Raw genomic sequence first — 22,156 nt, 5'->3', positions numbered from 1 at the left:
AGTCCATCCGAAAGGGAGACACCGTGGCACAGGACGTGCTTACCGACCTTAGCAAGGTCCGCAACATCGGCATCATGGCCCACATCGATGCCGGCAAGACCACTACTACCGAGCGCATCCTGTTCTACACAGGTGTGAACCACAAGATCGGCGAAACGCACGACGGCGCTTCGACGACTGACTGGATGGAACAGGAAAAGGAACGCGGCATCACCATCACGTCTGCCGCCGTGACCTGCTTCTGGGAAAACAACCAGATCAACATCATCGACACCCCCGGCCACGTTGACTTCACCGTTGAGGTTGAGCGCTCCCTGCGCGTCCTCGACGGCGCTGTCGCCGTGTTCGACGGCAAGGAAGGCGTGGAGCCGCAGTCTGAGACTGTTTGGCGCCAGGCTGACAAGTACAACGTCCCGCGCATCTGCTTCGTCAACAAGATGGACAAGCTCGGCGCTGACTTCTACTTCACCGTCGACACCATCATCAGCCGCCTCGGTGCCAAGCCGCTCGTCATGCAGCTGCCGATCGGCGCCGAGAACGACTTCATCGGCGTCGTCGACCTCCTTTACATGCGTGCGCTGGTATGGCCCGGCGACGCCAAGGGTGACGTCACCATGGGTGCCAAGTACGAGATCCGCGAGATCCCGGCTGACCTCCAGGCGAAGGCCGACGAGTACCGCGCGCAGCTCATTGAGACTGTTGCCGAGTCCTCCGAGGAACTCATGGAGAAGTACCTCGAAGGCGAAGAGATCAGCATCGACGAGCTCAAGGCCGGCATCCGCAAGATGACGATCAACTCCGAGATCTACCCGGTCTTCTGTGGTTCTGCCTTCAAGAACCGCGGCGTCCAGCCGATGCTCGACGCTGTGGTGGACTACCTGCCGAACCCGCTCGACGTCCCGCCGATGATCGGTCACGATCCCCGCGACGAAGAGAAGGAACTGACCCGCAAGCCTTCCTCCGAAGAGCCTTTCTCCGCGCTGGCCTTCAAGATCGCTGCGCACCCGTTCTTCGGCCAGCTCACCTTCATCCGCGTGTACTCCGGTCACGTGGAAGCAGGCTCCCAGGTGGTCAACTCCACCAAGGGCAAGAAGGAGCGCATCGGCAAGCTGTTCCAGATGCACGCCAACAAGGAAATGCCCGTCGAGGGCGCTACCGCCGGCCACATCTACGCAGCGATCGGCCTGAAGGACACCACCACGGGCGACACCCTGTGCGATCCGGCCAACCAGATTGTCCTCGAGTCCATGAGCTTCCCGGAGCCCGTGATCTCGGTTGCGATCGAGCCGAACACCAAGGGTGACCAGGAGAAGCTCTCCACGGCTATCCAGAAGCTCTCCGCTGAGGACCCGACCTTCCAGGTCTCCCTCAACGAAGACACCGGCCAGACCATCATCGCCGGCATGGGCGAGCTCCACCTGGACATCCTGGTGGACCGCATGCGCCGCGAATTCAAGGTCGAGGCGAACGTTGGCAAGCCGCAGGTTGCTTACCGCGAAACCATCAAGCGTGCTGTAGAGCGTCACGACTACACGCACAAGAAGCAGACCGGTGGTTCCGGCCAGTTCGCAAAGATCCAGATCGCGATCGAGCCGCTGGACACCTCAGGTGGCGAGCTGTACGAGTTCGAGAACAAGGTCACCGGTGGCCGCGTTCCGCGCGAGTACATCCCGTCGGTCGACGCCGGTATCCAGGATGCGCTGAACGACGGCGTCCTGGCCGGTTACCCGGTTGTCGGCATCAAGGCAACGCTGATTGACGGCGCTTACCACGATGTTGACTCCTCGGAAATGGCGTTCAAGATCGCCGGCCGTATGGCTTTCAAGGAAGCCGCACGCAAGGCGAACCCTGTTCTGCTCGAACCGCTGATGGATGTCGAGGTCCGCACCCCTGAGGAATACATGGGTGAAGTTATCGGTGACCTCAACTCCCGCCGTGGCCAGATGCAGTCCATGGAGGATGCCCAGGGCGTCAAGGTCATTCGCGCGCACGTCCCGCTGTCCGGCATGTTCGGCTACATCGGTGACCTGCGCTCGAAGACCCAGGGCCGCGCTGTGTACTCCATGACGTTCAACAGCTACGCCGAGGTCCCGAAGGCAGTTGCCGACGAGATCATCCAGAAGAACCGCGGCGAGTAGTCCCTAGGACGCATCGCAGCAGCAAAAACTCGGATGCGTCTCCGCCAGCGGGGATTCATCTGGTGCAAGTGGCCGGACTCCGGTCAGCTGTAGTCCGGCCAGGCCGGAGTTCGGCCGCCTGCACGAACAGGCTCTAGGCACTAGCATTAGTACCTGAATCTGCAATTTCACCAATCCAAAGCCCCCCAAGTAGACTTACTGGAGTTTCTGCCGCGACAAGCGCGGCCGAAGGGTAAGTCATTTGAAAACGTTCTAGGAGGAACCTGTGGCAAAGGCAAAGTTCGAGCGGACTAAGCCGCACGTTAACATCGGTACCATTGGTCACGTTGACCACGGTAAGACGACGCTGACGGCCGCCATTTCCAAGGTGCTGTACGACAAGTACCCGACTCTCAACGAGAAGCGTGACTTCGCGTCGATTGACTCTGCACCCGAAGAGCGTCAGCGCGGCATTACCATCAACATCTCCCACGTTGAGTACCAGACCGAGAAGCGCCACTACGCACACGTAGACGCTCCGGGTCACGCTGACTACATCAAGAACATGATCACCGGCGCTGCTCAGATGGACGGTGCAATCCTCGTGGTTGCCGCCACTGACGGCCCGATGGCTCAGACCCGCGAGCACGTTCTGCTTGCCCGCCAGGTTGGCGTTCCCTACCTGCTGGTCGCGCTGAACAAGGCAGACATGGTTGATGACGAGGAACTCCTCGACCTCGTCGAAATGGAAGTTCGTGAGCTGCTCAGCTCGCAGGGCTTCGATGGCGATGAGGCTCCGGTTGTCCGCGTTTCCGGCCTGAAGGCCCTCGAAGGCGACCCGGTTTGGGTCAAGTCCGTTGAGGACCTCATGGCAGCTGTCGACGAGTCCGTTCCGGACCCGATCCGTGACCGTGACAAGCCCTTCCTGATGCCGATCGAAGACGTCTTCACGATCACCGGCCGTGGCACCGTTGTTACGGGCCGCGCCGAGCGTGGAACCCTCGCCATCAACTCCGAGGTCGAGATCGTCGGCATCCGCCCGGTCCAGAAGACCACGGTTACCGGTATCGAGATGTTCCACAAGCAGCTCGACGAAGCATGGGCCGGCGAGAACTGTGGCCTCCTGCTCCGCGGTCTGAAGCGCGACGATGTCGAGCGTGGCCAGGTTGTCGTCAAGCCGGGTTCCATCACCCCGCACACCGACTTCGAGGCTAACGTCTACATCCTCTCCAAGGACGAAGGCGGACGTCACAACCCGTTCTACTCCAACTACCGCCCGCAGTTCTACTTCCGCACCACGGACGTAACCGGCGTTATCACCCTGCCGGAAGGCACGGAAATGGTTATGCCCGGCGACAACACTGAGATGACCGTTGCGCTCATCCAGCCGATCGCTATGGAAGAGGGCCTCGGCTTCGCTATCCGCGAAGGCGGCCGCACCGTTGGTTCGGGACGCGTCACCAAGATCCTCAAGTAATACTTGCTGATCACGGTTGACCTGGCCGGCTGACGGCCATGGAAAACTAGGGAACAGCCCCGCTGCATCTGCAGCGGGGCTGTTCTTTTTAACGACCCCCTTCAGCTACGGAGACTCCGGCAGGGGGGTCCCGTGGCCCTCTTCTCCGTGCGCCGCGACGCGCCTCAAAACGACGGCCGAGTCGGCTTGGGGTATCGTACGTCGCAACGGCGTGGCGATAGCGGGGGACGTCGGGTCTCTTGGGACTGGCGAGTCGCAGACCCCGATCAAAATGTGGTTCCTTGCCTGGCTGGCCTTCGTTCCCGTCGCGCTTGGCCGGGCGGAAAACTTCAGCGATTCGGACACTTTCTGGCAGATACGAACGGGGCTCCTGACCCTGGACGGGGGGAAACTTCCCCACAGCGATCCGTTCTCCTGGACAGCGGCCGGCGAACCGTGGACCTTGAATTCCTGGGGATTCAATGTGGTGCTGGCGTGGCTGTTCGACGTCGGAGGCCTGGTCGCTGTAGCGCTCGGGTGTGGGCTGCTGGCAGCAACCATCGGTGGGCTAGTCCTGCTCATGTCCCGCAAGCTAGGAGCTTCGCCGGTGATCGCCGGCTGGCTGCTGCTGTTTGCGTCCCCTCTGATGATCCCGTGGTTGTCCGCACGACCTCATCTGGTGGACTTCGCTGCGGTCCTCCTTCTCATCCTCCTCCTCCGGCGCATCCTGGAGGCCCCGTCGCCCCGGCACTTTGCGCTACTCGCATTATTGACCGTCCTGTGGGTAAATCTTCATGCGGCAGCACTGGTGGGGGTGGCAATCGTCGGCGGGTCGGCCGCCCTGGCTGCGGTGAAACGCACCACGCGGGCCCGGGCCGGCTGGCTGGCTGGCGCTCTGCTCGTGACCCTGCTGTCCAGCTTTGCCAATCCCTATGGGGTTGGCATCTTTTCCCAGACTGCCGGCGTCAAAAATGCTTCAACCGTCATTGCCGAATGGCAGCCCCTCGACGTGACCGACCCGGTGCATATGTTCATGTTCGCGGTGGGGTTGGCCGCGCTGATCGTGGCTGGCCGTCGGCACGACGTGGTGTTTTCAGCTGCCCTCCTTGTTTGCGCCGCCGGTTCGGTCGCCGCGATCCGGATGCTTCCCCTGCTTCTGCTCGTATCATTGCCGGTCCTCATTTCGGCGGCCGGACAGCCCGTCGTTCTCCGTTACCTGCAGAGTCGCCGCAAGATGTTCGCCAGGTGTGGCACGGCGGCCGTAGCCGTTATCGCCGGGCTGGCTGTCGTCAATGTCCCGGCTATTGGCCGCCCGGATCCAGCTGTCTATCCGAGCCGGGCGATCCAGGCGATACCTCCGGGCTGTCGGCTCTTCAACGACTACATGGTCGGCGGTCTCGTGATCCTGCAGCGGCCGGACGTCCGGGTGTCCCTTGACTCCCGGAATGACCTCTACGGCGCCGAGCGGGTCGACACGTACATGAAATTTATTGCGGCTGGCGACGGCGATCTTGACAAACGACTGGCCGGCGCCGATTGCGTCCTGGTTCCGTCCTCCAGCGGACTGGCCAAGAGGCTGCACAGCGACTCCGGGTGGAGCGTTGTCTTGTCCGAGGACACGGCCGCGCTGTTCGTGCGAGTTCCGCGCGCCTGAGGCGGCAGCCACCCTGTGGTGGTGTTCCTCCTGTCCGTTGTGGTGGAATTCGGCCGTGTTACCTTTGCAGGTAGGGGAAAGGAGCTCACCATGGGCTGGTTCATTTTTCTGCTGCTTGTCGTCGGGGCAGCGGTCGCTTATTTCTGGGTGAAGAAGCACTTCCGCCAGGAAATCGAGCGTGCCAAGCGCATCAACCGGGCAAACCGCGAGTAGTAGTCTCCGGCCGTGCCCGCCACAGGCGCTGAACGCGCACTGGTCCTTGGCGTCTCAACAGGAGCCTGTCGGGTAGGGTACCTGGTATGGCCGAAGCACGCAGTGCCGAAACGCGGGAAATCAGCGCCCACAGCGCCGTCGTGCGCCGCCCCACGGCCTTGAGGGGTTGGCTCCTCGTGTGCCTAGCCTTCGTTCCGCTTGCGCTGGCCCGGGCGGAAATCTTCAGCGAGTCCGACACCTTTTGGCAGATCCGCGCCGGAATCGACACGATCAGTAACCAGCGAATTCCAACCGTCGACCCGTATTCATGGACTGCGGCTGGTGAAGGCTGGACCCTGAACTCCTGGGGTTTCAACGTGCTGCTGGCCTTGGCCTTCCAAGCGGGCGGCCTGGTACTCGTTGCGTTAGTGTGCGCGGGGTTGGCAACCGCCGTCGCCGTCCTTGTCCTCCTGCTGGCCCGGGACCTCAAGGCTTCGCCGGCGATATCAGGCTGGTTCCTGGTGATCGTGTCGCCGCTGCTTATTGCCTGGCTTTCCGCCCGCCCACAACTTGTGGACTATGCGGCTGTGCTGGTCCTGGTCGTCGTCCTGCGGCGTATGCTCGATAGTCCTTCGCTGTGGCAGCTAGGCGCCCTCGGCGTGCTGTCGGTCGTGTGGGTGAACCTGCATGCCGCTTCTCTGCTTGGGGTGGGCATTGCCGGGGGAACTGCAGCCGTGGCCGCCCTCCATCCGGCTGCGCGTCGGCGCTGCGGATGGCTTCTGGGCGGATTCGGAATCGTCTTCGTCGGGAGCCTTGCCAACCCCTATGGCGCCGGGATCTTCACCCAAACGGCCCAGGTCAAGGCGGCGTCCGCGGGCATCACTGAGTGGCAGCCCTTGAACCCGGGGGATCCGGTGCAGCTCATCTCTTTCGCGCTGGGGCTGGTGGCCCTGGTCATTGCTGCCGCCCGGCGAGACATCGTGTTCTCAGCTGCCTTATTGGTCGCAGGCGCCGGCTCGGTAGTCGCCCTCCGGATCCTGCCGGTGCTACTCCTGCTGGCGGTTCCCGTACTGATGTCCGGAGTATCACGGTCCTTCGCGTTGCGTTATTTCCAAAGCCGGCGCAAGATGCTGGCACAGGGCGCCGCGCTTGGCATGGGAGTCATCACGGCGCTGGTGGCTTCCAATCTCGCGTCCGTTGGGCGTCCCAATCCGGACCGCTACCCGTCCGGCATCATCCAAGCAATTCCGGCTGGGTGCCATGTGTTTAACGACTACACGCTCGGCGGCCTTTTGATCCTGGAGCGACCGGATGTCAAGGTTTCGCTTGACTCGCGCAACGACTTGTATGGAGCCGAACGAGTGTCCGCACTGGCCGGCTTCATTGAGAGCGGCGGTGGGAGTCTACGGGACAAGCTGTCCGGGGCCGATTGTGTGCTCGTCTCTCCCGGCAGTGGGCTTGCCAAGCGACTGCGGACTGAGCCGGAGTGGAGACTGGCTGGGGAGGAACGTAGCGCTTCGCTCTATATCCGCGCCGGGCTGCCGCTGAGCCGTTAGAGGGGAGCTCGCCAAGCCCTGAACGTTCGGCCCGCAGAGCAGACGGCGGCCCCCTAGACGGCCCGGGACCCCCGGGCCCGCGCGAGGGCCTGGTACCAGTAGAAGGACTCCTTGGGCGTGCGCTGTTGGGTATCGAAATCCACGTGCACCAGGCCGAAGCGCTGGGAGTAGCCGGCCGCCCACTCGAAGTTGTCCATGAGGGTCCAGACGTAGTAGCCGAGCAGTTCGACGTCGTGGGCTATGCCGCCGGCGGAGGTGGCTTCCACCGCCTCGCGAAGGTGCGCGGCGAGGTAGCTGATCCGCCCGGCGTCGGGGATAGGTCCCGTGACGTGGTCCGGTTCGGGGAAGCTCGCCCCGCTCTCGGTGATGAACAGCGGCGGCAGCGACGCGCCATACCGGTCCTTCAGCTCCCGGAGCAGGACTCCCAGGTGCTCCGGAGCGACCGGCCAGCCGAATCCTGTGTGCTCGTATTCCGGGAACGCGGCGAGGTGGAAGGGCACCTTCAGCATCGCCTCCGCGTCTCCGGTGGGGCTGTCGACGCCGCGGCCCGTGGCCACCCGCACGGGGTAGTAGTAGTTCAGGCCGTAGAAATCCAGCGGCTGGTGAATGGTGGCCAGATCCGCGTCGGGGATGCTCCGCAGCGAACGGAACCACGGCCGGGCGATCAGCGGCGGCGCGGGAAAGCGGCCCAGCAGGATCGGGTCGGCGTAGAGCCGGTTCAGCAGGAGGTCGAACACCCGGGCGAGCAGGCGGTCCGAGACGGAGCCGGAAGCCGGCCGGACCGGCGAGTGCAGGTTCGAGACGCCGACGGCGCCGCTGACGCCTTCCGCGCGCAGCGCCTGCACCGCCAGGCCGTGGCCAAGGAGCTGATGGTGCACAGACGGTAAGGCATCGAAGAGCAGGCCGTGGCCGGGCGCATGGGTGCCCAGGGCGTACCCGTTGAGAGTGACCGAGGCGGGCTCGTTCAGCGTGACCCACTGCGCCACACGATCGCCGAACCGCTTGCCGGCAGCCGCGCTGTACTCGGCAAACCGTTCCGCCGTCGTGCGGTTCATCCAGCCGCCCCGGTGCTCGAGGGGGAGCGGCGTATCCCAGTGGTACAGCGTGGCCATGGGGGAGATGCCGGCGGCGAGCAGCTGGTCGATGAGTCGGTCATAGAAGTCCAGGCCGGCCGCATTAAAGGGCCCTGTCCCCTCGGGCTGGACCCGCGGCCAGGAGATGGAGAAGCGGTAGGAGTCGATTCCGAGTTCGCGCATGAGCCCGATGTCTTCGGCGGCGCGGTTATAGTGATCGCACGCGACGGCGGGGGAGTGCCCGTGCAGGATGTTCCCCGGCCTCTCGGCAAAGGCGTCCCAGCCGGAGGGCCCGCGGCCGCCGGCGTCGAGGCCGCCCTCGATCTGGAAGGCAGCGGAGGCGACTCCCAGAGTGAACCCGGGCCTCAGGCGGGCGGCGAGGGCCTGAACTGAAACAGAATCCTGCACAGTCATGCCCCTATCATCTATTCGATGGCGGAGGAGGACAATGTCCGAACTGCCCCTTCATGGGGACTGATTCGCTTCTGCCCGCAAATTCCGGCATACTAGTTGAGTTGTTCAAGCGCTCTTTCGCGTCCCGATCCGGATAATGCCGGGTGACAGGGTCCAAGTAAGAGACCAAACATAACCCACTCCCCATGGAATTGCGGACTCGTATGTGTGAAAACGTGCGACACGCCCGACCGCGGGGGTCGGTTACGCCGGCAGGTTGAGGAACCCGGATTCTTCCGGATTCAGCTTGTGCGGCGGGTGGTAGTCACGACTTCAAATGCTTCGGCAGCCACACAACACGTAAGTGAACAGGGCAGCCCCAATCAGGGGAAGCACAGACTGAAAGAGAGTCAGGCGACATGGCGGGACAAAAAATCCGCATCCGGCTGAAGTCATACGACCACGAGGTCATTGACGTTTCAGCACGGAAGATCGTTGAGACGGTCACGCGCGCAGGCGCAACGGTAGTTGGCCCCGTGCCGCTGCCGACGGAGAAGAACGTGTACTGCGTTATCCGCTCTCCGCACAAGTACAAGGACAGCCGCGAGCACTTCGAAATGCGCACGCACAAGCGTCTGATCGACATCATCGACCCCACGCCCAAGGCTGTTGACTCGCTCATGCGTCTCGACCTGCCGGCCGACGTGAACATCGAAATCAAGCTGTAGGGAGGTGCTGAGAGACTATGACCGCAACCCGTAACGTAAAGGGCCTGCTGGGCACGAAGCTCGGCATGACCCAGGTCTGGGACGAGAACAACAAGCTCATCCCCGTCACTGTGGTCCAGGCTGACTCGAACGTCATCACGCAGCTGCGCAACGCAGAAACTGATGGCTATGTCGCCGTTCAGATCGGCTACGGCCAGATCGATCCCCGCAAGGTCACCAAGCCGCTGGCTGGTCACTTTGAAAAGGCAGGCGTCACGCCTCGCCGCCACGTCGTAGAACTGCGCACTGCAGATGCTGACTCTTACGAGCTGGGCCAGGAGCTCTCCGTAGAGCTCTTCGAAGCCGGCCAGAAGATCGACGTCGTTGGCACCACCAAGGGTAAGGGCTTCGCCGGTGTTATGAAGCGTCACGGCTTCCACGGCGTTGGAGCTTCCCACGGTGCCCACAAGAACCACCGTAAGCCCGGTTCAATCGGTGGCGCATCCACCCCGAGCCGCGTCTTCAAGGGCATGAAAATGGCCGGCCGCATGGGCGCCGTTCGTCACACCACGCTGAACCTCACGGTCCACGCGGTTGACGTCGAGAAGTCGCTGCTCCTGATCAAGGGCGCCGTTCCCGGTGCCCGCGGCCAGGTCGTACTCGTACGCACCGCCGTGAAGGGAGCCTAGTTCAATGACTAGCACTGTCAAGGTTGACCTGCCTGCAGAGATCTTCGACGTACAGACCAACGTGCCGCTGCTGCACCAGGTCGTCGTTGCCCAGCTCGCTGCTGCTCGCCAGGGTACCCACAAGACCAAGACCCGCGCCGAAGTTTCCGGTGCAGGTCGCAAGCCGTTCAAGCAGAAGGGCACCGGCCGCGCCCGTCAGGGTTCCATCCGTGCTCCTCACATGACCGGTGGTGGCGTTGTCCACGGCCCCACGCCGCGTGACTACAGCCAGCGCACCCCCAAGAAGATGATTGCTGCTGCACTGCGCGGCGCACTCTCGGACCGTGCCCGCAACGGCCGCGTCCACGTCATCGCTGACCTGGTTGCCGGCTCCAAGCCGTCCTCCAAGGAAGCACTGGCAACCCTGCGCGGAGTTTCCGAGCGCAAGAACCTGCTCGTTGTCATTGAGCGCGCCAACGATGTTGCTGCACTGTCCGTGCGCAACCTCGAGGAAGTTCACGTTCTGTACGCAGACCAGCTGAACACCTACGACGTTCTCGTTTCCGACGACGTAGTCTTCACCAAGGCTGCCTACGAAGCATTTGTTGCTGACAAGGTCGCAAAGAACGAGGAGGATGCCAAGTGAGTGCAGCCACCATCAAAGACCCGCGCGACGTCGTGCTTGCACCCGTCGTCTCGGAAAAGAGCTACGGCCTGATCGACGAGGGCAAGTACACCTTCCTGGTGGACCCCCGCTCGAACAAGACCGAGATCAAGCTGGCCGTGGAGAAGATTTTCTCCGTCAAGGTCGAATCGATCAACACCATCAACCGTGCCGGTAAGCGCAAGCGCACCAAATTCGGCTGGGGTACCCGCAAGAACACCAAGCGTGCCATTGTGAGCCTCAAAGAAGGCACTATCGACATCTTCGGCGGTCCGCTTTCATAGCGGAGACCACTTTAACGAGGAAATAAATTATGGGAATCCGTAAATACAAGCCGACTACCCCGGGCCGTCGTGGCTCGAGCGTAGCGGACTTCACTGAAATCACGCGGTCGACGCCGGAAAAGTCGTTGGTACGTCCCCTCCCGAAAAAGGGTGGCCGTAACAACACCGGTAAGATCACGACCCGTCACAAGGGTGGTGGACACAAGCGTCAGTACCGTCTGATCGACTTCCGTCGCCACGACAAGGACGGCGTCAACGCCCGCGTTGCCGAAATCGAGTACGACCCGAACCGTACGGCTCGCATCGCACTCCTGCACTACGTTGATGGCACCAAGCGTTACATCATCGCCCCGAACAAGCTGTCCCAGGGCGACTTCGTAGAGGCCGGCGCCGACGCTGACATCAAGCCGGGCAACAACCTGCCGCTGCGCAACATCCCCGTCGGTACCGTTATCCACGCAGTCGAACTGCGTCCGGGTGGCGGCGCCAAGATGGCCCGTTCCGCTGGCGCTTCTGTTCAGCTCGTCGCCAAGGAAGGCCGTTTCGCCCAGCTGCGTCTGCCTTCCGGCGAAATCCGGAACGTTGACGTGCGCTGCCGCGCAACCGTCGGCGAGGTCGGCAACGCTGAGCAGTCGAACATCAACTGGGGCAAGGCCGGCCGTATGCGGTGGAAGGGCGTTCGCCCGACCGTCCGTGGTGTCGCCATGAACCCGGTTGACCACCCGCACGGTGGTGGTGAAGGTAAGACCTCCGGTGGTCGTCACCCGGTCAACCCCAACGGTAAGCCTGAGGGCCGCACCCGCCGCCCCAACAAAGAGAGCGACAAGCTTATTGTTCGTCGCCGTCGTACTGGCAAGAACAAGCGATAGGAGCCTGGACACATGCCACGCAGCCTGAAAAAAGGTCCTTTCGTTGACCAGCACCTCTTTGTGAAGGTAGCCAGGGAAAACGAAAAGGGCACCAAGAACGTCATCAAGACCTGGTCCCGCCGTTCGATGATCGTCCCCGACATGCTCGGCCACACGATCGCCGTGCACGACGGACGCAAGCACATCCCCGTGTTTGTCACTGAGTCGATGGTCGGGCACAAGCTCGGCGAATTCGCTCCCACGCGGACATTCCGCGGCCATGTCAAGGACGACCGTAAGGGCAAGCGCCGCTAGGCGCCTGCACTTACGTCAAAGACGAGAGAAGGAAAGCAATGGAAGCCAAGGCAATTGCGCGTCACATCCGCGTAACGCCTATGAAGGCCCGGCGCGTCGTCAACCTTGTTCGTGGTAAGCAAGCGAATGAGGCTCTGGCAATTCTGAAGTTTGCCCCCCAGGCAGCTTCGGAGCCGGTATTCAAGGTAGTTCAGTCGGCAATCTCCAACGCCCGGGTCCTCGCGGACCGCGACGGCGTGGCGTTTGACGAAGGTGACCTCATCATCAGCGAAGCGTTTGTTGATGAAGGCCCGACCATGAAGCGGTTCCAGCCGCGAGCTCAGGGTCGTGCATTTCAGATCAAGAAGCGCACGAGCCACATCACCGTGGTAGTCGCTACCCCGGAGAAAGAGGAGGCTCGCTAAGTGGGACAGAAAGTTAACCCGCACGGGTTCCGACTCGGCATCACCACCGATCACGTATCGCACTGGTTTGCTGACAGCACCAAGGCTGGCCAGCGGTACAAGGACTTCGTTCGCGAAGACATCCGCATCCGCCAGCTCATGTCCACGGGCATGGAACGCGCCGGCATCGCCAAGGTCGAAATCGAGCGCACCCGCGACCGTGTCCGCGTGGACATCCACACGGCACGTCCGGGCATCGTCATCGGCCGCCGCGGCGCTGAAGCAGACCGCATCCGCGGCGAGCTCGAAAAGCTCACCGGCAAGCAGGTTCAGCTGAACATCCTCGAGGTCAAGAACCCCGAGATGGAAGCCCAGCTTGTTGCCCAGGGCGTTGCTGAGCAGCTGACTTCCCGCGTGGCGTTCCGCCGCGCGATGAAGAAGGCCATGCAGTCCGCACAGCGTGCCGGTGCCAAGGGTATCCGTATCGCTTGCTCCGGTCGTCTGGGCGGCGCTGAAATGTCCCGCTCGGAGTTCTACCGCGAAGGCCGTGTGCCCCTGCACACCCTGCGTGCGAACATCGACTACGGCTTCTACGAGGCCAAGACCACCTTCGGCCGCATTGGCGTGAAGGTCTGGATCTACAAGGGCGACGTCACCGCCAAGGAACTGGCTCAGCAGGCAGCTGCTGCTCCGTCCCGCGGCCGTGGTGCCAGCGACCGCCCGGGCCGCCCGGGTGGCGCTGACCGTGGTGACCGCCGTCGTCGTAACGACCGCCCGGCAGCTGAGGCAGCACCCGCTGCCGCCGAAGCTCCGGCAGTTGAGGCAGCTGCACCGGCAGTAGAAGGAGGACAGGCTTAAATGCTTATCCCACGTCGAGTAAAGCACCGTAAGCAGCACCACCCGGGTCGTTCCGGCGCTGCTACGGGCGGCACCCAGGTCTCCTTCGGTGAGTGGGGCATCCAGGCTCTGAGCCCTGCCTACGTCACGAACCGTCAGATCGAATCTGCCCGTATCGCGATGACCCGCCACATCAAGCGTGGCGGAAAGGTCTGGATCAACATTTACCCGGACCGTCCGCTGACGAAGAAGCCTGCCGAAACCCGCATGGGTTCCGGTAAGGGTTCTCCGGAATGGTGGGTCTCAAACGTCAAGCCGGGCCGGGTTCTCTTCGAACTCTCCGGTGTCAGTGAAGAGGTAGCTCGCGAGGCCCTGCGCCTGGCAATCCACAAGCTGCCGTTGAAGGCACGCATTGTGCGTCGCGAAGGTGGTGAGTAGAAATGGCAGTAGGATCCAAGGAACTTGCATCCGCACAGCTGGACGGTTTCGACAACGAGCGTCTCGTTGAAGAACTCCGCAAGGCCAAGGAAGAGCTGTTCAACCTGCGTTTCCAGTCCGCCACCGGTCAGCTGGAGAACCACGGTCGTCTGCGTGCGGTAAAGAAGGACATCGCCCGCATCTACACCGTTCTCCGCGAACGCGAGCTGGGCATTCGTGCCGAGGTTGCCGCACCGGTTGTGGAAGCCAAGGAAGAGAAGAAGTCCAAGAAGGCTGCAACCAAGAAGGCCGAGAAGGCTGAAACGGTTGAAACCGAGGAGGATGCCAAGTGAGTGAAAAGGACGAGAACGTGACGGAAACTGTTTCCGGCGCAGCCAAGGCTGACGAGCGCGGTTACCGTAAGACGAAGCGCGGCTACGTCGTCTCGGACAAGATGGAAAAGACCATCGTTGTCCAGGTCGAAGACCGCGTGAAGCACGCCCTCTACGGCAAGGTCATCCGCCGCAACGCCAAGATCAAGGCTCACGACGAAGAGAACAGCGCCGGCATCGGCGACCTCGTGCTCCTCGCCGAGACCCGCCCGCTGTCCGCTACCAAGCGGTGGCGCCTGGTCGAGATCCTCGAAAAGGCCAAGTAACACCTGCAGCTTTGCTGCCTGTGCTACAGCTGAAGCCCTCGTTCCCCTTTGGGGGAGCGGGGGCTTCCGCGTTGTCGGGGAAATCTTGGGGGCCGCGGCTCGCGGTGTCACGGGCAGCAGGCTTTCACGAAGCGTACGACGGCGGCGGGCCGGGTTTCCGGGGGAGCGCGGCGGCCGGCGGGCCAAGAAGTTGTCCTGCGTGACGCCGTCGGGCGCTGCCGTGCGCTGCTGCCCTGGCTACGCTGTGATGGGCTGCGGTTGAAAGGTAAGGCTGTGATATGGGGATACGCCGAAAACGTGCTAAGATTTTGAGTTTGTATGGCGCCTTTTGCGCGCCGTCATCAACCTCGTAAACAATCGTGCCACGGCATAGTGCCCCCTTGCGCCCCGATCCGTCGGAACCGCCTGGGAAGCAAATGTTTTTGGCACGGGCGTTTAGGCCTGGTCTGGCAAAATCCAGGCAGGTCAAGAGACACCCCGATCAACCGTTCCGCAAGGCTCATTCCGTAGGAAGATTTTCGGTCTGAGAACCAGCGCGACGCAAGGAGTAAATAGTGATTCAGCAGGAGTCGCGACTCAAGGTCGCCGACAACACGGGTGCTAAGGAAATCCTTACCATTCGCGTTCTCGGTGGATCTGGCCGTCGCTACGCAGGCATTGGCGACGTAATCGTCGCTACCGTCAAGGACGCAATTCCGGGCGGCAACGTAAAGAAGGGCGACGTCGTCAAGGCTGTCATCGTCCGTACCAAGAAGGAACGCCGCCGTGCGGATGGTTCCTACATCAAGTTTGACGAGAACGCAGCCGTCATCCTGAAGAACGACGGTGACCCCCGCGGTACCCGTATCTTCGGACCGGTTGGTCGTGAACTTCGCGACAAGAAGTTCATGAAGATCGTTTCTCTGGCTCCGGAGGTGCTCTAGTCCATGGCTAAGATCAAAAAGGGTGACCTCGTTCAGGTCATTACTGGCGCCAAGGCTGAGCGCGGCGGCGACAAGGGCAAGCAGGGCAAGGTTCTGCGCGTATTCCCCGAGACCAACCGCGTGCTGGTCGAAGGCATTAACCGCGTAACCAAGCACACCAAGGTCGGTCAGTCGCAGCGCGGCACCAAGACCGGTGGCATCGAGGTCGTCGAGGCTTCGATCCACATCTCCAACGTGGCTCTGGTTGACCCGTCCACCAAGAAGCCCACCCGCGTCGGTTTCCGCACCGAGACCGTTGAGCGCGATGGCGTGAAGCGTGAAGTGCGCGTCCGCGTGGCCAAGAGCTCAGGGAAGGACATCTAATGACTGAGACTCTCGAGACTCCGGCAAGCAAGATCGTTCCTCGTCTGAAGACCAAGTACGCCGATTCCATCAAGAACACGCTGACTGAGGAATTCAAGTACCAGAACGTCAATCAGGTTCCCCGCCTGGTCAAGGTCGTTGTGAACATGGGTGTTGGAGATGCCGCCAAGGACTCCAAGCTGATCGACGGCGCTGTCCGCGATCTCACCCTGATCACCGGCCAGAAGCCGCAGGTAACCAAGGCACGCAAGTCGATCGCACAGTTCAAGCTGCGCGAAGGCATGCCGATCGGTGCGCACGCGACTCTGCGTGGCGACCGTATGTGGGAATTCCTGGACCGTCTGGTCACGCTGGCACTGCCGCGTATCCGCGACTTCCGTGGCCTCAGTGGCAAGCAGTTCGACGGCAACGGCAACTACACCTTCGGTCTGACCGAGCAGGTTATGTTCCACGAAATCGACCAGGATTCCATCGACCGCGTACGCGGCATGGACATCACTGTCGTGACCACTGCCAAGACTGACGACGAAGGCCGCGCGCTGCTCAAGGCGCTTGGCTTCCCGTTCAAGACCGAAGACTAATCTAGCTACGTAAAAGGTCCGGCCGCGCTGTTTCCGGTTTATTTTCGGAAATGCAGCGTGGCGGAAACCGTTATGAGGAAGGGCAAGAGCCCACATGACAATGACAGATCCCGTCGCAGACATGCTTACGCGTCTGCGCAACGCTAACTCGGCATACCACGACTCCGTGTCCATGCCGTACAGCAAGCTCAAGGCACGCGTTGCCGACATCCTGAAGGCTGAAGGTTACATCGCCTCCTGGAAAGAAGAAGACGCTGAGGTTGGCAAGAAGCTGACCCTCGAGCTCAAGTTCGGTCCGAACCGCGAGCGTTCAATCGCTGGCGTTCGTCGTATTTCCAAGCCGGGACTGCGCGTTTACGCAAAGTCCACCAACCTGCCGCACGTGCTCGGTGGCCTGGGTGTCGCAATCCTGTCCACCTCTTCCGGCCTCTTGACTGACAAGCAGGCCGGCAAGAAGGGCGTGGGCGGCGAAGTCCTCGCTTACGTCTGGTAACGGGAAAGGAAGAGAATAATGTCACGTATTGGACGTCTCCCCATCACCGTTCCTGCCGGCGTTGAGGTCAAGGTTGACGGCTCTGTCGTCAGCGTCAAGGGTTCCAAAGGCGAGCTGAGCCACACTGTGCCCAGCCCGATCGAGGTTTCCCTGGAAGATGGCACCCTGACTGTCGCCCGCCCGAACGACGAGCGCGCCTCACGTTCGCTGCACGGCCTGACCCGCACCCTGATCGCCAACATGATCCAGGGTGTCACCGCAGGCTACGAGAAGAAGCTTGAGATTGTCGGTACCGGTTACCGCGTCCAGGCTAAGGGTTCTGACCTGGAGTTCGCTCTGGGCTTCAGCCACCCCGTCAACGTCTCGGCACCGAACGGCATCACCTTTGCAGTTGAGACCCCGACCAAGCTCTCTGTTTCAGGTATCTCCAAGCAGCAGGTCGGCGAGGTTGCTGCCAACATTCGCAAGCTGCGGAAGCCGGACCCCTACAAGGGCAAGGGCATCCGTTACGCAGGCGAAGTCATCCGCCGCAAGGTCGGAAAGGCTGGTAAGTAACCATGGCGATCGCAATTAACAAGAAGCGTACGAACAAGAGCAAGTCTGCCCAGCGCAGCCGCCGCCAGCTTCGTATCCGCAAGCGCATCTCCGGTACGGCTGTACGCCCGCGTCTGGTCGTCAACCGTTCCGCACGTCACGTATTCGTCCAGGTTGTCGATGACACCAAGGGCCTGACCGTGGCAAGCGCCTCCACGTTGGAAGCCGATCTTCGTGCATTCGACGGTGACAAGACTGCCAAGGCCAAGCGCGTTGGCGAGCTCGTCGCCGAGCGTGCCAAGGCTGCCGGTATCGAAGCAGTTGTCTTCGACCGCGGTGGTAACAAGTACCACGGCCGCATCGCCGCCGTCGCTGACGGTGCACGTGAAGGTGGGCTGTCACTGTGACCGAAAATAACGAAAAGGACATTCAGGTGACTGAAGCTGTAGCCGCTCCGGCAACTGAGACCGCTGCGCCTGCGACCGCCGATGACCGCCGTGGTGGCGCTCGTCGTGGCGAGCGTGGCGACCGCGGCCAGGGCCGTGGCGACCGTGGCGGCCGTGGTGGCCGCGACGGCGGCCGCGAGGCCGAGAAGAGCCAGTTCGTAGAGCGCGTCGTAACCATCAACCGCGTTTCCAAGGTCGTCAAGGGTGGTCGTCGCTTCAGCTTCACCGCCCTCGTCGTCGTCGGTGACGGCAACGGTATGGTCGGCGTCGGCTACGGCAAGGCTAAGGAAGTTCCTGCCGCAATCGCGAAGGGCGTTGAAGAAGCCAAGAAGTCCTTCTTCCGCGTTCCCCGCATCGGCAGCACCATCCCGCACCGCGTACAGGGTGAGGCCGCCGCAGGCGTCGTCATGCTGCGTCCGGCGTCCGCCGGTACCGGTGTTATCGCCGGCGGTCCGGTCCGTGCAGTACTGGAGTGCGTGGGAATCCACGACATCCTCTCCAAGTCGCTCGGATCTTCCAACGCCATCAACATCGTGCATGCGACTGTTGACGCGCTGAAGCGCCTTGAAGAGCCGGCAGCAGTGGCAGCACGCCGCGGCCTCCCGCTCGACGAGATCGCTCCGCCGGCAATGGTGAAGGCGCTTTTGAACCAGAAGGCAGGTGTCTGAGTTGGCTAAGAACCTGATTCCCTCCGACGCCCAGTTGGAGATCACTCAGATCAAGTCCGCCATTGGCGGCAAGCAGAACCAGCGCGACACCCTTCGGTCCCTCGGCCTGAAGCGGATCGGACACACCGTTGTCCGCACCGCCGACGCCGTGACCGTCGGAATGCTCAACACGGTTCCGCACCTGGTAAAGGTAGAGGAGGCGAAGTAAATGGCAGAGAAGAACACCGCCGAAAAGGCACAGGGCGCCGCTGAAAAGCAGAACGCACTGAAGGTTCACCACCTGCGTCCCGCCCCGGGTGCCAAGACCGCCAAGACCCGTGTTGGTCGTGGTGAAGGTTCCAAGGGTAAGACCGCCGGTCGCGGTACCAAGGGTACGAAGGCCCGCTACCAGATCAAGGCTGGCTTTGCCGGCGGCCAGCTGCCGCTGCACATGCGCCTGCCGAAGCTGCGCGGCTTCAAGAACCCGTTCCGGGTTGAGTACCAGGTTGTAAACCTGGACAAGCTCAACGAGCTGTTCCCGGAAGGTGGCGCAGTCACCGTGGAGAACCTGGTCGAAAAGGGTGCCGTTCGCAAGAACCAGCCCGTCAAGGTGCTGGGCACCGGCGACATCACCGTCAAGGTTGACGTCACCGCCCACGCATTCTCGGCCAGCGCCGCTGAAAAGATTGCCGCAGCAGGCGGAAGCACCACCGCCCTCTAACGAGGCGGCGGGGCAGTTGCCCGTTGTTGAAACTCCCGGTACCAGGGGCTCAAGCCCCCGGTGCCGGGAGTTTTTTCATTTTCCGGGCCCCGCCGATTGTTCGCCGGACGCATCCACCCGTTAGACTCGGTTGTTGGGTTTATTTGACCTGTCTCACACGACTTTACTTATTACTCAGGAGGACGCTTGCTTAGCGCATTTGGCCGGGCCTTTCGCACGCCTGATCTGCGACGCAAGTTGTTGTTCACGCTGGGAATCATCACAATCTTCCGCTTGGGTGCATTCATCCCCTCGCCTGGTGTGAGCTACCAGAATGTCCAGCAATGCTTGCAGAACGGTCAGACCTCGGGCGGGATCTACCAGCTCGTCAACCTGTTCAGCGGCGGTGCATTGCTGCAGGTGTCCATCTTTGCCCTGGGCATCATGCCCTACATCACGGCGAGCATCATCGTCCAGCTGCTCCGGGTGGTCATTCCCCGCTTCCAGCAGCTGTACGAGGAGGGTGCATCCGGCCAGTCCAAGCTGACCCAGTACACCCGCTATCTCACCATCGCCCTCGGCCTGCTCAACGCCACGACGCTGGTGTCGCTGGCGCGCTCCGGACAGCTGCTGCCGAACTGCCAGCTGCCCATCATTCCGGACAGCTCCATCGTCACCACAGTGCTCATCATCATCACGCTGACGGCCGGTACGGGCCTCATCATGTGGATGGGTGAGCTCGTGACGGAAAAGGGTGTCGGCAACGGCATGTCGCTGCTGATCTTCACCTCCATCGCAGCCGGCTTCCCGGGCTCGCTCGGTGCGATTTGGAAGGCCCAGGGCCCCGGCACCTTCTTCCTGGTCCTGATCATCGGCCTGCTCACCGTTGCCCTGGTGGTCTTCGTGGAGCAGTCCCAGCGCCGGATCCCGGTGCAGTACGCCAAGCGCATGATCGGACGCCGCACCGTCGGCGGAACCAGCACCTACATCCCCATCAAGGTGAACATGGCCGGCGTCGTGCCCGTCATCTTCGCCTCGTCCATGCTGTACCTGCCGGGGCTGATCGCACAGTTCAACCAGCCCAAGGCCGGCGAGCAGATGCAGCCCTGGGTTGAGTGGATCAACAACAACCTGACCAAGGGTGACCACCCGATCTATATGTTGCTGTATTTCGCCATGATTGTGTTTTTCACCTACTTCTATGTTGCGATTACATTCAACCCCGAAGAGGTCTCGGACAACATGAAGAAGTACGGTGGCTTCATTCCGGGCATCCGCGCCGGCAAGCCGACCGCGGATTATCTTCAGTACGTCCTATCCCGGATCACCCTGCCCGGAGCCTTCTACCTTGGCTTCGTGGCACTGATCCCGCTGGTTGCACTGGTTCTGATCAACGCTAACCAGAACTTCCCGTTCGGCGGCACCTCGATCCTGATCATGGTGGGCGTCGGTCTGGAGACCGTAAAGCAGATTGATGCGCAACTACAGCAACGTCACTACGAAGGGCTTTTGCGATGACGAGAATGTTGATTATCGGACCTCCCGGCTCCGGCAAGGGAACGCAGGCGGAACGCATTTCGGAGCGCCTCGGCGTCGTTGCGATCTCCACGGGAGACATCTTCCGCGCCAACGTCAAGGGTGAGACGCCGCTGGGCGTCGAGGCCAAGAAGTACATGGACGCCGGCGACTTCGTTCCGGACAGCGTCACCAACAAGATGGTGCGCGACCGCCTCAGCGAGGACGACGTCGAGCCCGGCTTCCTGCTGGACGGTTACCCGCGCACCACCGCGCAGGTGGACTACCTCGACGCGATCCTGGCCGACGGCGACCAGAAGCTCGATGTCGTCCTGCAGCTGACCGCGGACGATGAAGAACTGGTCAAGCGGCTCCTGGGCCGTGCCAAGGAAACCGGCCGCAGCGACGACAACGAAGGCGTTATCCGTCACCGGCTGGACCTGTACCACGGCCAGACCGAACCCGTTGTGCAGAAGTATGCCGAGCGCGGCATCCTGACCCAGGTGGACGGCATCGGCGGCATTGATGAAGTCACCGAGCGCGTCATGGAAGCGATCAAGTCGGCCCAGACCGCCTGATCCACTCCTGCTGCTCCCGAAGGGCGCGTCCCGTACCACGTGTACAGGACGCGCCCTTCGGCGTTTGCTGGCGCCTGCAAGCCGGCAAGGGAGTCCGCGTGCGGGGGAGCTGGCGGCGGTGGCCGGCCTGGCGCCCGCGGCGCCTCCGTTCCAGACCGCCGCGGCCGTGCTGGAGAATAGAGCTTGAAGACTTGAACTGATGACCCGTAGTGGAGGCCCGGGAGGAAACCCGCCCGGGCCGCGAGATGAAGCACTGAGGTAGAGATGGCATTCGGCCAGCCCCGCATTGAATACAAGACCAACGCCCAGATGCGCACCATGCATGAGGCCGGGCTTGTCCTGAGCCGGGCACTGGATGCCGCGGTTGCCGCTGCCGCCCCGGGCGTCACCACCGCCCGGCTGGACGAGGTGTTCGCCGCCGTCCTCCAGGATGCCGGCGCCAAGTCCAACTTCCTCGGCTATCACGGCTTCCCGGCCACCATCTGCACCTCGGTAAATGAGGAAGTGGTCCACGGCATCCCCGGCAGCCGGGTCCTGGCCGACGGCGACATCATCTCGATCGACGGCGGCGCGATCGTGGACGGCTGGCACTCCGATTCCGCCCGGACCGTGATTGTCGGCACCCCCGATCCCGAAGATGTGCGCCTGTCCGAGGTCACAGAGGAAGCCATGTGGCGGGGCATCGCCGCGCTGGCGACCGGCAAGTTCGTCGGCGACATCGGCAACGCCGTCGACGACTACGTCTCCTCGGTGCCGGGCAAGCCGCTGGGCATCCTCGAGGACTACGTGGGCCACGGCATCGGCTCCGAGATGCACATGGCCCCGGACGTCCTGAACTACCGCACCGGCCACCGCGGGCCGAAGATCCGCCCCGGACTGTGCCTGGCAATCGAGCCCATGCTGGTCCGGGGCAGCATCGACACCGCCGTGCTCGACGACGACTGGACGGTGGTCACCACGGACGGCAAGCGCTCCTGCCAGTGGGAGCACTCCGTGGCCGTTCACGACAAGGGCATCTGGGTCCTCTCGGCGCCGGACGGCGGAGCGGCGAAACTGGCCCCGCTCGGCGTCGTACCCGTCCCGATTCCCTAAACCCCGCCTCACGGCGATTCGCAGGTTTTCTGGCGACACGCAAAATCCCTGGCGACACCGGA

29 protein-coding genes are annotated in these 22,156 nt (G+C 62.4%); 28 read left to right on the top strand and 1 reads right to left on the bottom strand.

Translation table 11 applies throughout. The features are described from left to right. Positions 1–23: 23 nt before the first annotated feature. The 5 genes from fusA (at position 24) to C9424_RS01040 (ending at position 6,975) form a co-directional block, all read left to right on the top strand. A complete protein-coding gene (fusA, locus tag C9424_RS01055) occupies positions 24–2,138 on the top strand; it encodes an elongation factor G (protein WP_091252105.1) in 2,115 nt (704 codons plus the stop codon). Positions 2,139–2,403: 265 nt separating this feature from the next. After that, the gene (tuf, locus tag C9424_RS01050; protein ID WP_116765100.1) at positions 2,404–3,594 is read left to right on the top strand and encodes an elongation factor Tu; all 1,191 of its coding nucleotides are present in this window, start codon (positions 2,404–2,406) and stop codon (positions 3,592–3,594) included. Positions 3,595–3,865: 271 nt separating this feature from the next. Further along, complete coding sequence (locus tag C9424_RS01045; RefSeq protein ID WP_116765099.1) at positions 3,866–5,227, top strand: hypothetical protein; 1,362 nt, start codon at positions 3,866–3,868, stop codon at positions 5,225–5,227. Between the two features lie 90 nt (positions 5,228–5,317). Continuing rightward, the gene (locus tag C9424_RS22050) at positions 5,318–5,440 is read left to right on the top strand and encodes a hypothetical protein (RefSeq protein WP_272914133.1); all 123 of its coding nucleotides are present in this window, start codon (positions 5,318–5,320) and stop codon (positions 5,438–5,440) included. 176 nt (positions 5,441–5,616) lie between these two features. Beyond that, a complete protein-coding gene (locus C9424_RS01040) occupies positions 5,617–6,975 on the top strand; it encodes a hypothetical protein (protein WP_161958184.1) in 1,359 nt (452 codons plus the stop codon). A gap of 53 nt (positions 6,976–7,028) precedes the next feature. Here C9424_RS01040 and C9424_RS01035 read toward each other — a convergent pair whose 3' ends face one another. Next, positions 7,029–8,462, bottom strand: coding sequence for a GH1 family beta-glucosidase (locus C9424_RS01035; protein ID WP_116765097.1), 1,434 nt, complete (start codon positions 8,460–8,462; stop codon positions 7,029–7,031). A gap of 398 nt (positions 8,463–8,860) precedes the next feature. On the opposite strand from C9424_RS01035, the gene rpsJ reads away from it, so the two are divergent. The 23 genes from rpsJ to map all read left to right on the top strand — a co-directional run bounded on the left by rpsJ (position 8,861) and on the right by map (position 22,094). Continuing rightward, on the top strand, positions 8,861–9,169 hold the full coding sequence (gene rpsJ, locus C9424_RS01030; RefSeq protein WP_003803825.1) for a 30S ribosomal protein S10: 309 nt from the start codon (positions 8,861–8,863) through the stop codon (positions 9,167–9,169). Positions 9,170–9,186: 17 nt separating this feature from the next. Further along, complete coding sequence (gene rplC, locus C9424_RS01025) at positions 9,187–9,837, top strand: 50S ribosomal protein L3 (RefSeq protein ID WP_003803812.1); 651 nt, start codon at positions 9,187–9,189, stop codon at positions 9,835–9,837. 4 nt (positions 9,838–9,841) lie between these two features. Continuing rightward, positions 9,842–10,462, top strand: coding sequence for a 50S ribosomal protein L4 (gene rplD / locus C9424_RS01020; RefSeq protein WP_090575302.1), 621 nt, complete (start codon positions 9,842–9,844; stop codon positions 10,460–10,462). Then, a complete protein-coding gene (gene rplW, locus C9424_RS01015) occupies positions 10,459–10,764 on the top strand; it encodes a 50S ribosomal protein L23 (protein WP_018773664.1) in 306 nt (101 codons plus the stop codon). The genes rplD and rplW overlap by 4 nt, the downstream gene beginning before the upstream one ends. Positions 10,765–10,793: 29 nt before the next feature. Continuing rightward, positions 10,794–11,633: a 50S ribosomal protein L2 gene (rplB, locus tag C9424_RS01010; protein WP_091251982.1), complete on the top strand. Its 840-nt coding sequence runs from the start codon at positions 10,794–10,796 to the stop codon at positions 11,631–11,633. 12 nt (positions 11,634–11,645) lie between these two features. Then, complete coding sequence (gene rpsS, locus C9424_RS01005) at positions 11,646–11,927, top strand: 30S ribosomal protein S19 (RefSeq protein WP_018773666.1); 282 nt, start codon at positions 11,646–11,648, stop codon at positions 11,925–11,927. Between the two features lie 38 nt (positions 11,928–11,965). Beyond that, positions 11,966–12,331 carry a 50S ribosomal protein L22 gene (gene rplV, locus C9424_RS01000; RefSeq protein WP_003803798.1) on the top strand — a complete coding sequence of 122 codons (366 nt, stop codon included), beginning with the start codon at positions 11,966–11,968 and terminating at the stop codon, positions 12,329–12,331. Then, positions 12,332–13,168, top strand: a complete 837-nt coding sequence (gene rpsC, locus C9424_RS00995) for a 30S ribosomal protein S3 (protein ID WP_091251983.1) — start codon at positions 12,332–12,334, stop codon at positions 13,166–13,168. After that, on the top strand, positions 13,169–13,585 hold the full coding sequence (gene rplP / locus C9424_RS00990; RefSeq protein ID WP_018773668.1) for a 50S ribosomal protein L16: 417 nt from the start codon (positions 13,169–13,171) through the stop codon (positions 13,583–13,585). 2 nt (positions 13,586–13,587) lie between these two features. Beyond that, positions 13,588–13,917 carry a 50S ribosomal protein L29 gene (gene rpmC, locus C9424_RS22045; RefSeq protein ID WP_066436863.1) on the top strand — a complete coding sequence of 110 codons (330 nt, stop codon included), beginning with the start codon at positions 13,588–13,590 and terminating at the stop codon, positions 13,915–13,917. Further along, positions 13,914–14,222, top strand: coding sequence for a 30S ribosomal protein S17 (gene rpsQ / locus C9424_RS00980; protein WP_091251984.1), 309 nt, complete (start codon positions 13,914–13,916; stop codon positions 14,220–14,222). The genes rpmC and rpsQ overlap by 4 nt, the downstream gene beginning before the upstream one ends. Positions 14,223–14,776: 554 nt before the next feature. Then, a complete protein-coding gene (rplN, locus tag C9424_RS00975; protein WP_003803789.1) occupies positions 14,777–15,145 on the top strand; it encodes a 50S ribosomal protein L14 in 369 nt (122 codons plus the stop codon). 3 nt (positions 15,146–15,148) lie between these two features. Beyond that, positions 15,149–15,508, top strand: coding sequence for a 50S ribosomal protein L24 (gene rplX, locus C9424_RS00970; RefSeq protein ID WP_024366125.1), 360 nt, complete (start codon positions 15,149–15,151; stop codon positions 15,506–15,508). After that, positions 15,508–16,089, top strand: a complete 582-nt coding sequence (rplE, locus tag C9424_RS00965; protein WP_018773672.1) for a 50S ribosomal protein L5 — start codon at positions 15,508–15,510, stop codon at positions 16,087–16,089. Before rplX ends, rplE begins: the two co-directional genes overlap by 1 nt. Before the next feature lie 94 nt (positions 16,090–16,183). Continuing rightward, positions 16,184–16,582 (top strand): 30S ribosomal protein S8, encoded by a 399-nt coding sequence (gene rpsH / locus C9424_RS00960; RefSeq protein ID WP_056425243.1) that lies wholly within the window; start codon positions 16,184–16,186, stop codon positions 16,580–16,582. An 18-nt stretch (positions 16,583–16,600) separates the two neighbouring features. Next, complete coding sequence (gene rplF / locus C9424_RS00955; protein ID WP_116765096.1) at positions 16,601–17,137, top strand: 50S ribosomal protein L6; 537 nt, start codon at positions 16,601–16,603, stop codon at positions 17,135–17,137. Between the two features lie 2 nt (positions 17,138–17,139). Then, positions 17,140–17,523, top strand: coding sequence for a 50S ribosomal protein L18 (gene rplR / locus C9424_RS00950; protein WP_091251989.1), 384 nt, complete (start codon positions 17,140–17,142; stop codon positions 17,521–17,523). 26 nt (positions 17,524–17,549) lie between these two features. After that, positions 17,550–18,230, top strand: a complete 681-nt coding sequence (rpsE, locus tag C9424_RS00945; protein WP_202615727.1) for a 30S ribosomal protein S5 — start codon at positions 17,550–17,552, stop codon at positions 18,228–18,230. Between the two features lies 1 nt (position 18,231). Further along, positions 18,232–18,438 (top strand): 50S ribosomal protein L30, encoded by a 207-nt coding sequence (gene rpmD / locus C9424_RS00940; RefSeq protein ID WP_056626615.1) that lies wholly within the window; start codon positions 18,232–18,234, stop codon positions 18,436–18,438. Next, positions 18,439–18,930 (top strand): 50S ribosomal protein L15, encoded by a 492-nt coding sequence (gene rplO / locus C9424_RS00935; protein WP_091251994.1) that lies wholly within the window; start codon positions 18,439–18,441, stop codon positions 18,928–18,930. A gap of 186 nt (positions 18,931–19,116) precedes the next feature. Next, positions 19,117–20,427, top strand: a complete 1,311-nt coding sequence (gene secY / locus C9424_RS00930) for a preprotein translocase subunit SecY (protein ID WP_116765094.1) — start codon at positions 19,117–19,119, stop codon at positions 20,425–20,427. A 5-nt stretch (positions 20,428–20,432) separates the two neighbouring features. Beyond that, positions 20,433–21,002 (top strand): adenylate kinase, encoded by a 570-nt coding sequence (locus tag C9424_RS00925; RefSeq protein WP_202615738.1) that lies wholly within the window; start codon positions 20,433–20,435, stop codon positions 21,000–21,002. 264 nt (positions 21,003–21,266) lie between these two features. After that, positions 21,267–22,094: a type I methionyl aminopeptidase gene (gene map, locus C9424_RS00920; RefSeq protein ID WP_116765092.1), complete on the top strand. Its 828-nt coding sequence runs from the start codon at positions 21,267–21,269 to the stop codon at positions 22,092–22,094. Positions 22,095–22,156: the final 62 nt, after the last annotated feature.

The organism is Arthrobacter sp. H-02-3, from assembly GCF_003097355.1.
In the GTDB taxonomy this organism is placed as follows: Bacteria; Actinomycetota; Actinomycetes; order Actinomycetales; family Micrococcaceae; genus Arthrobacter; species Arthrobacter humicola.
This window is presented reverse-complemented; position numbering and strand designations above follow the sequence as displayed.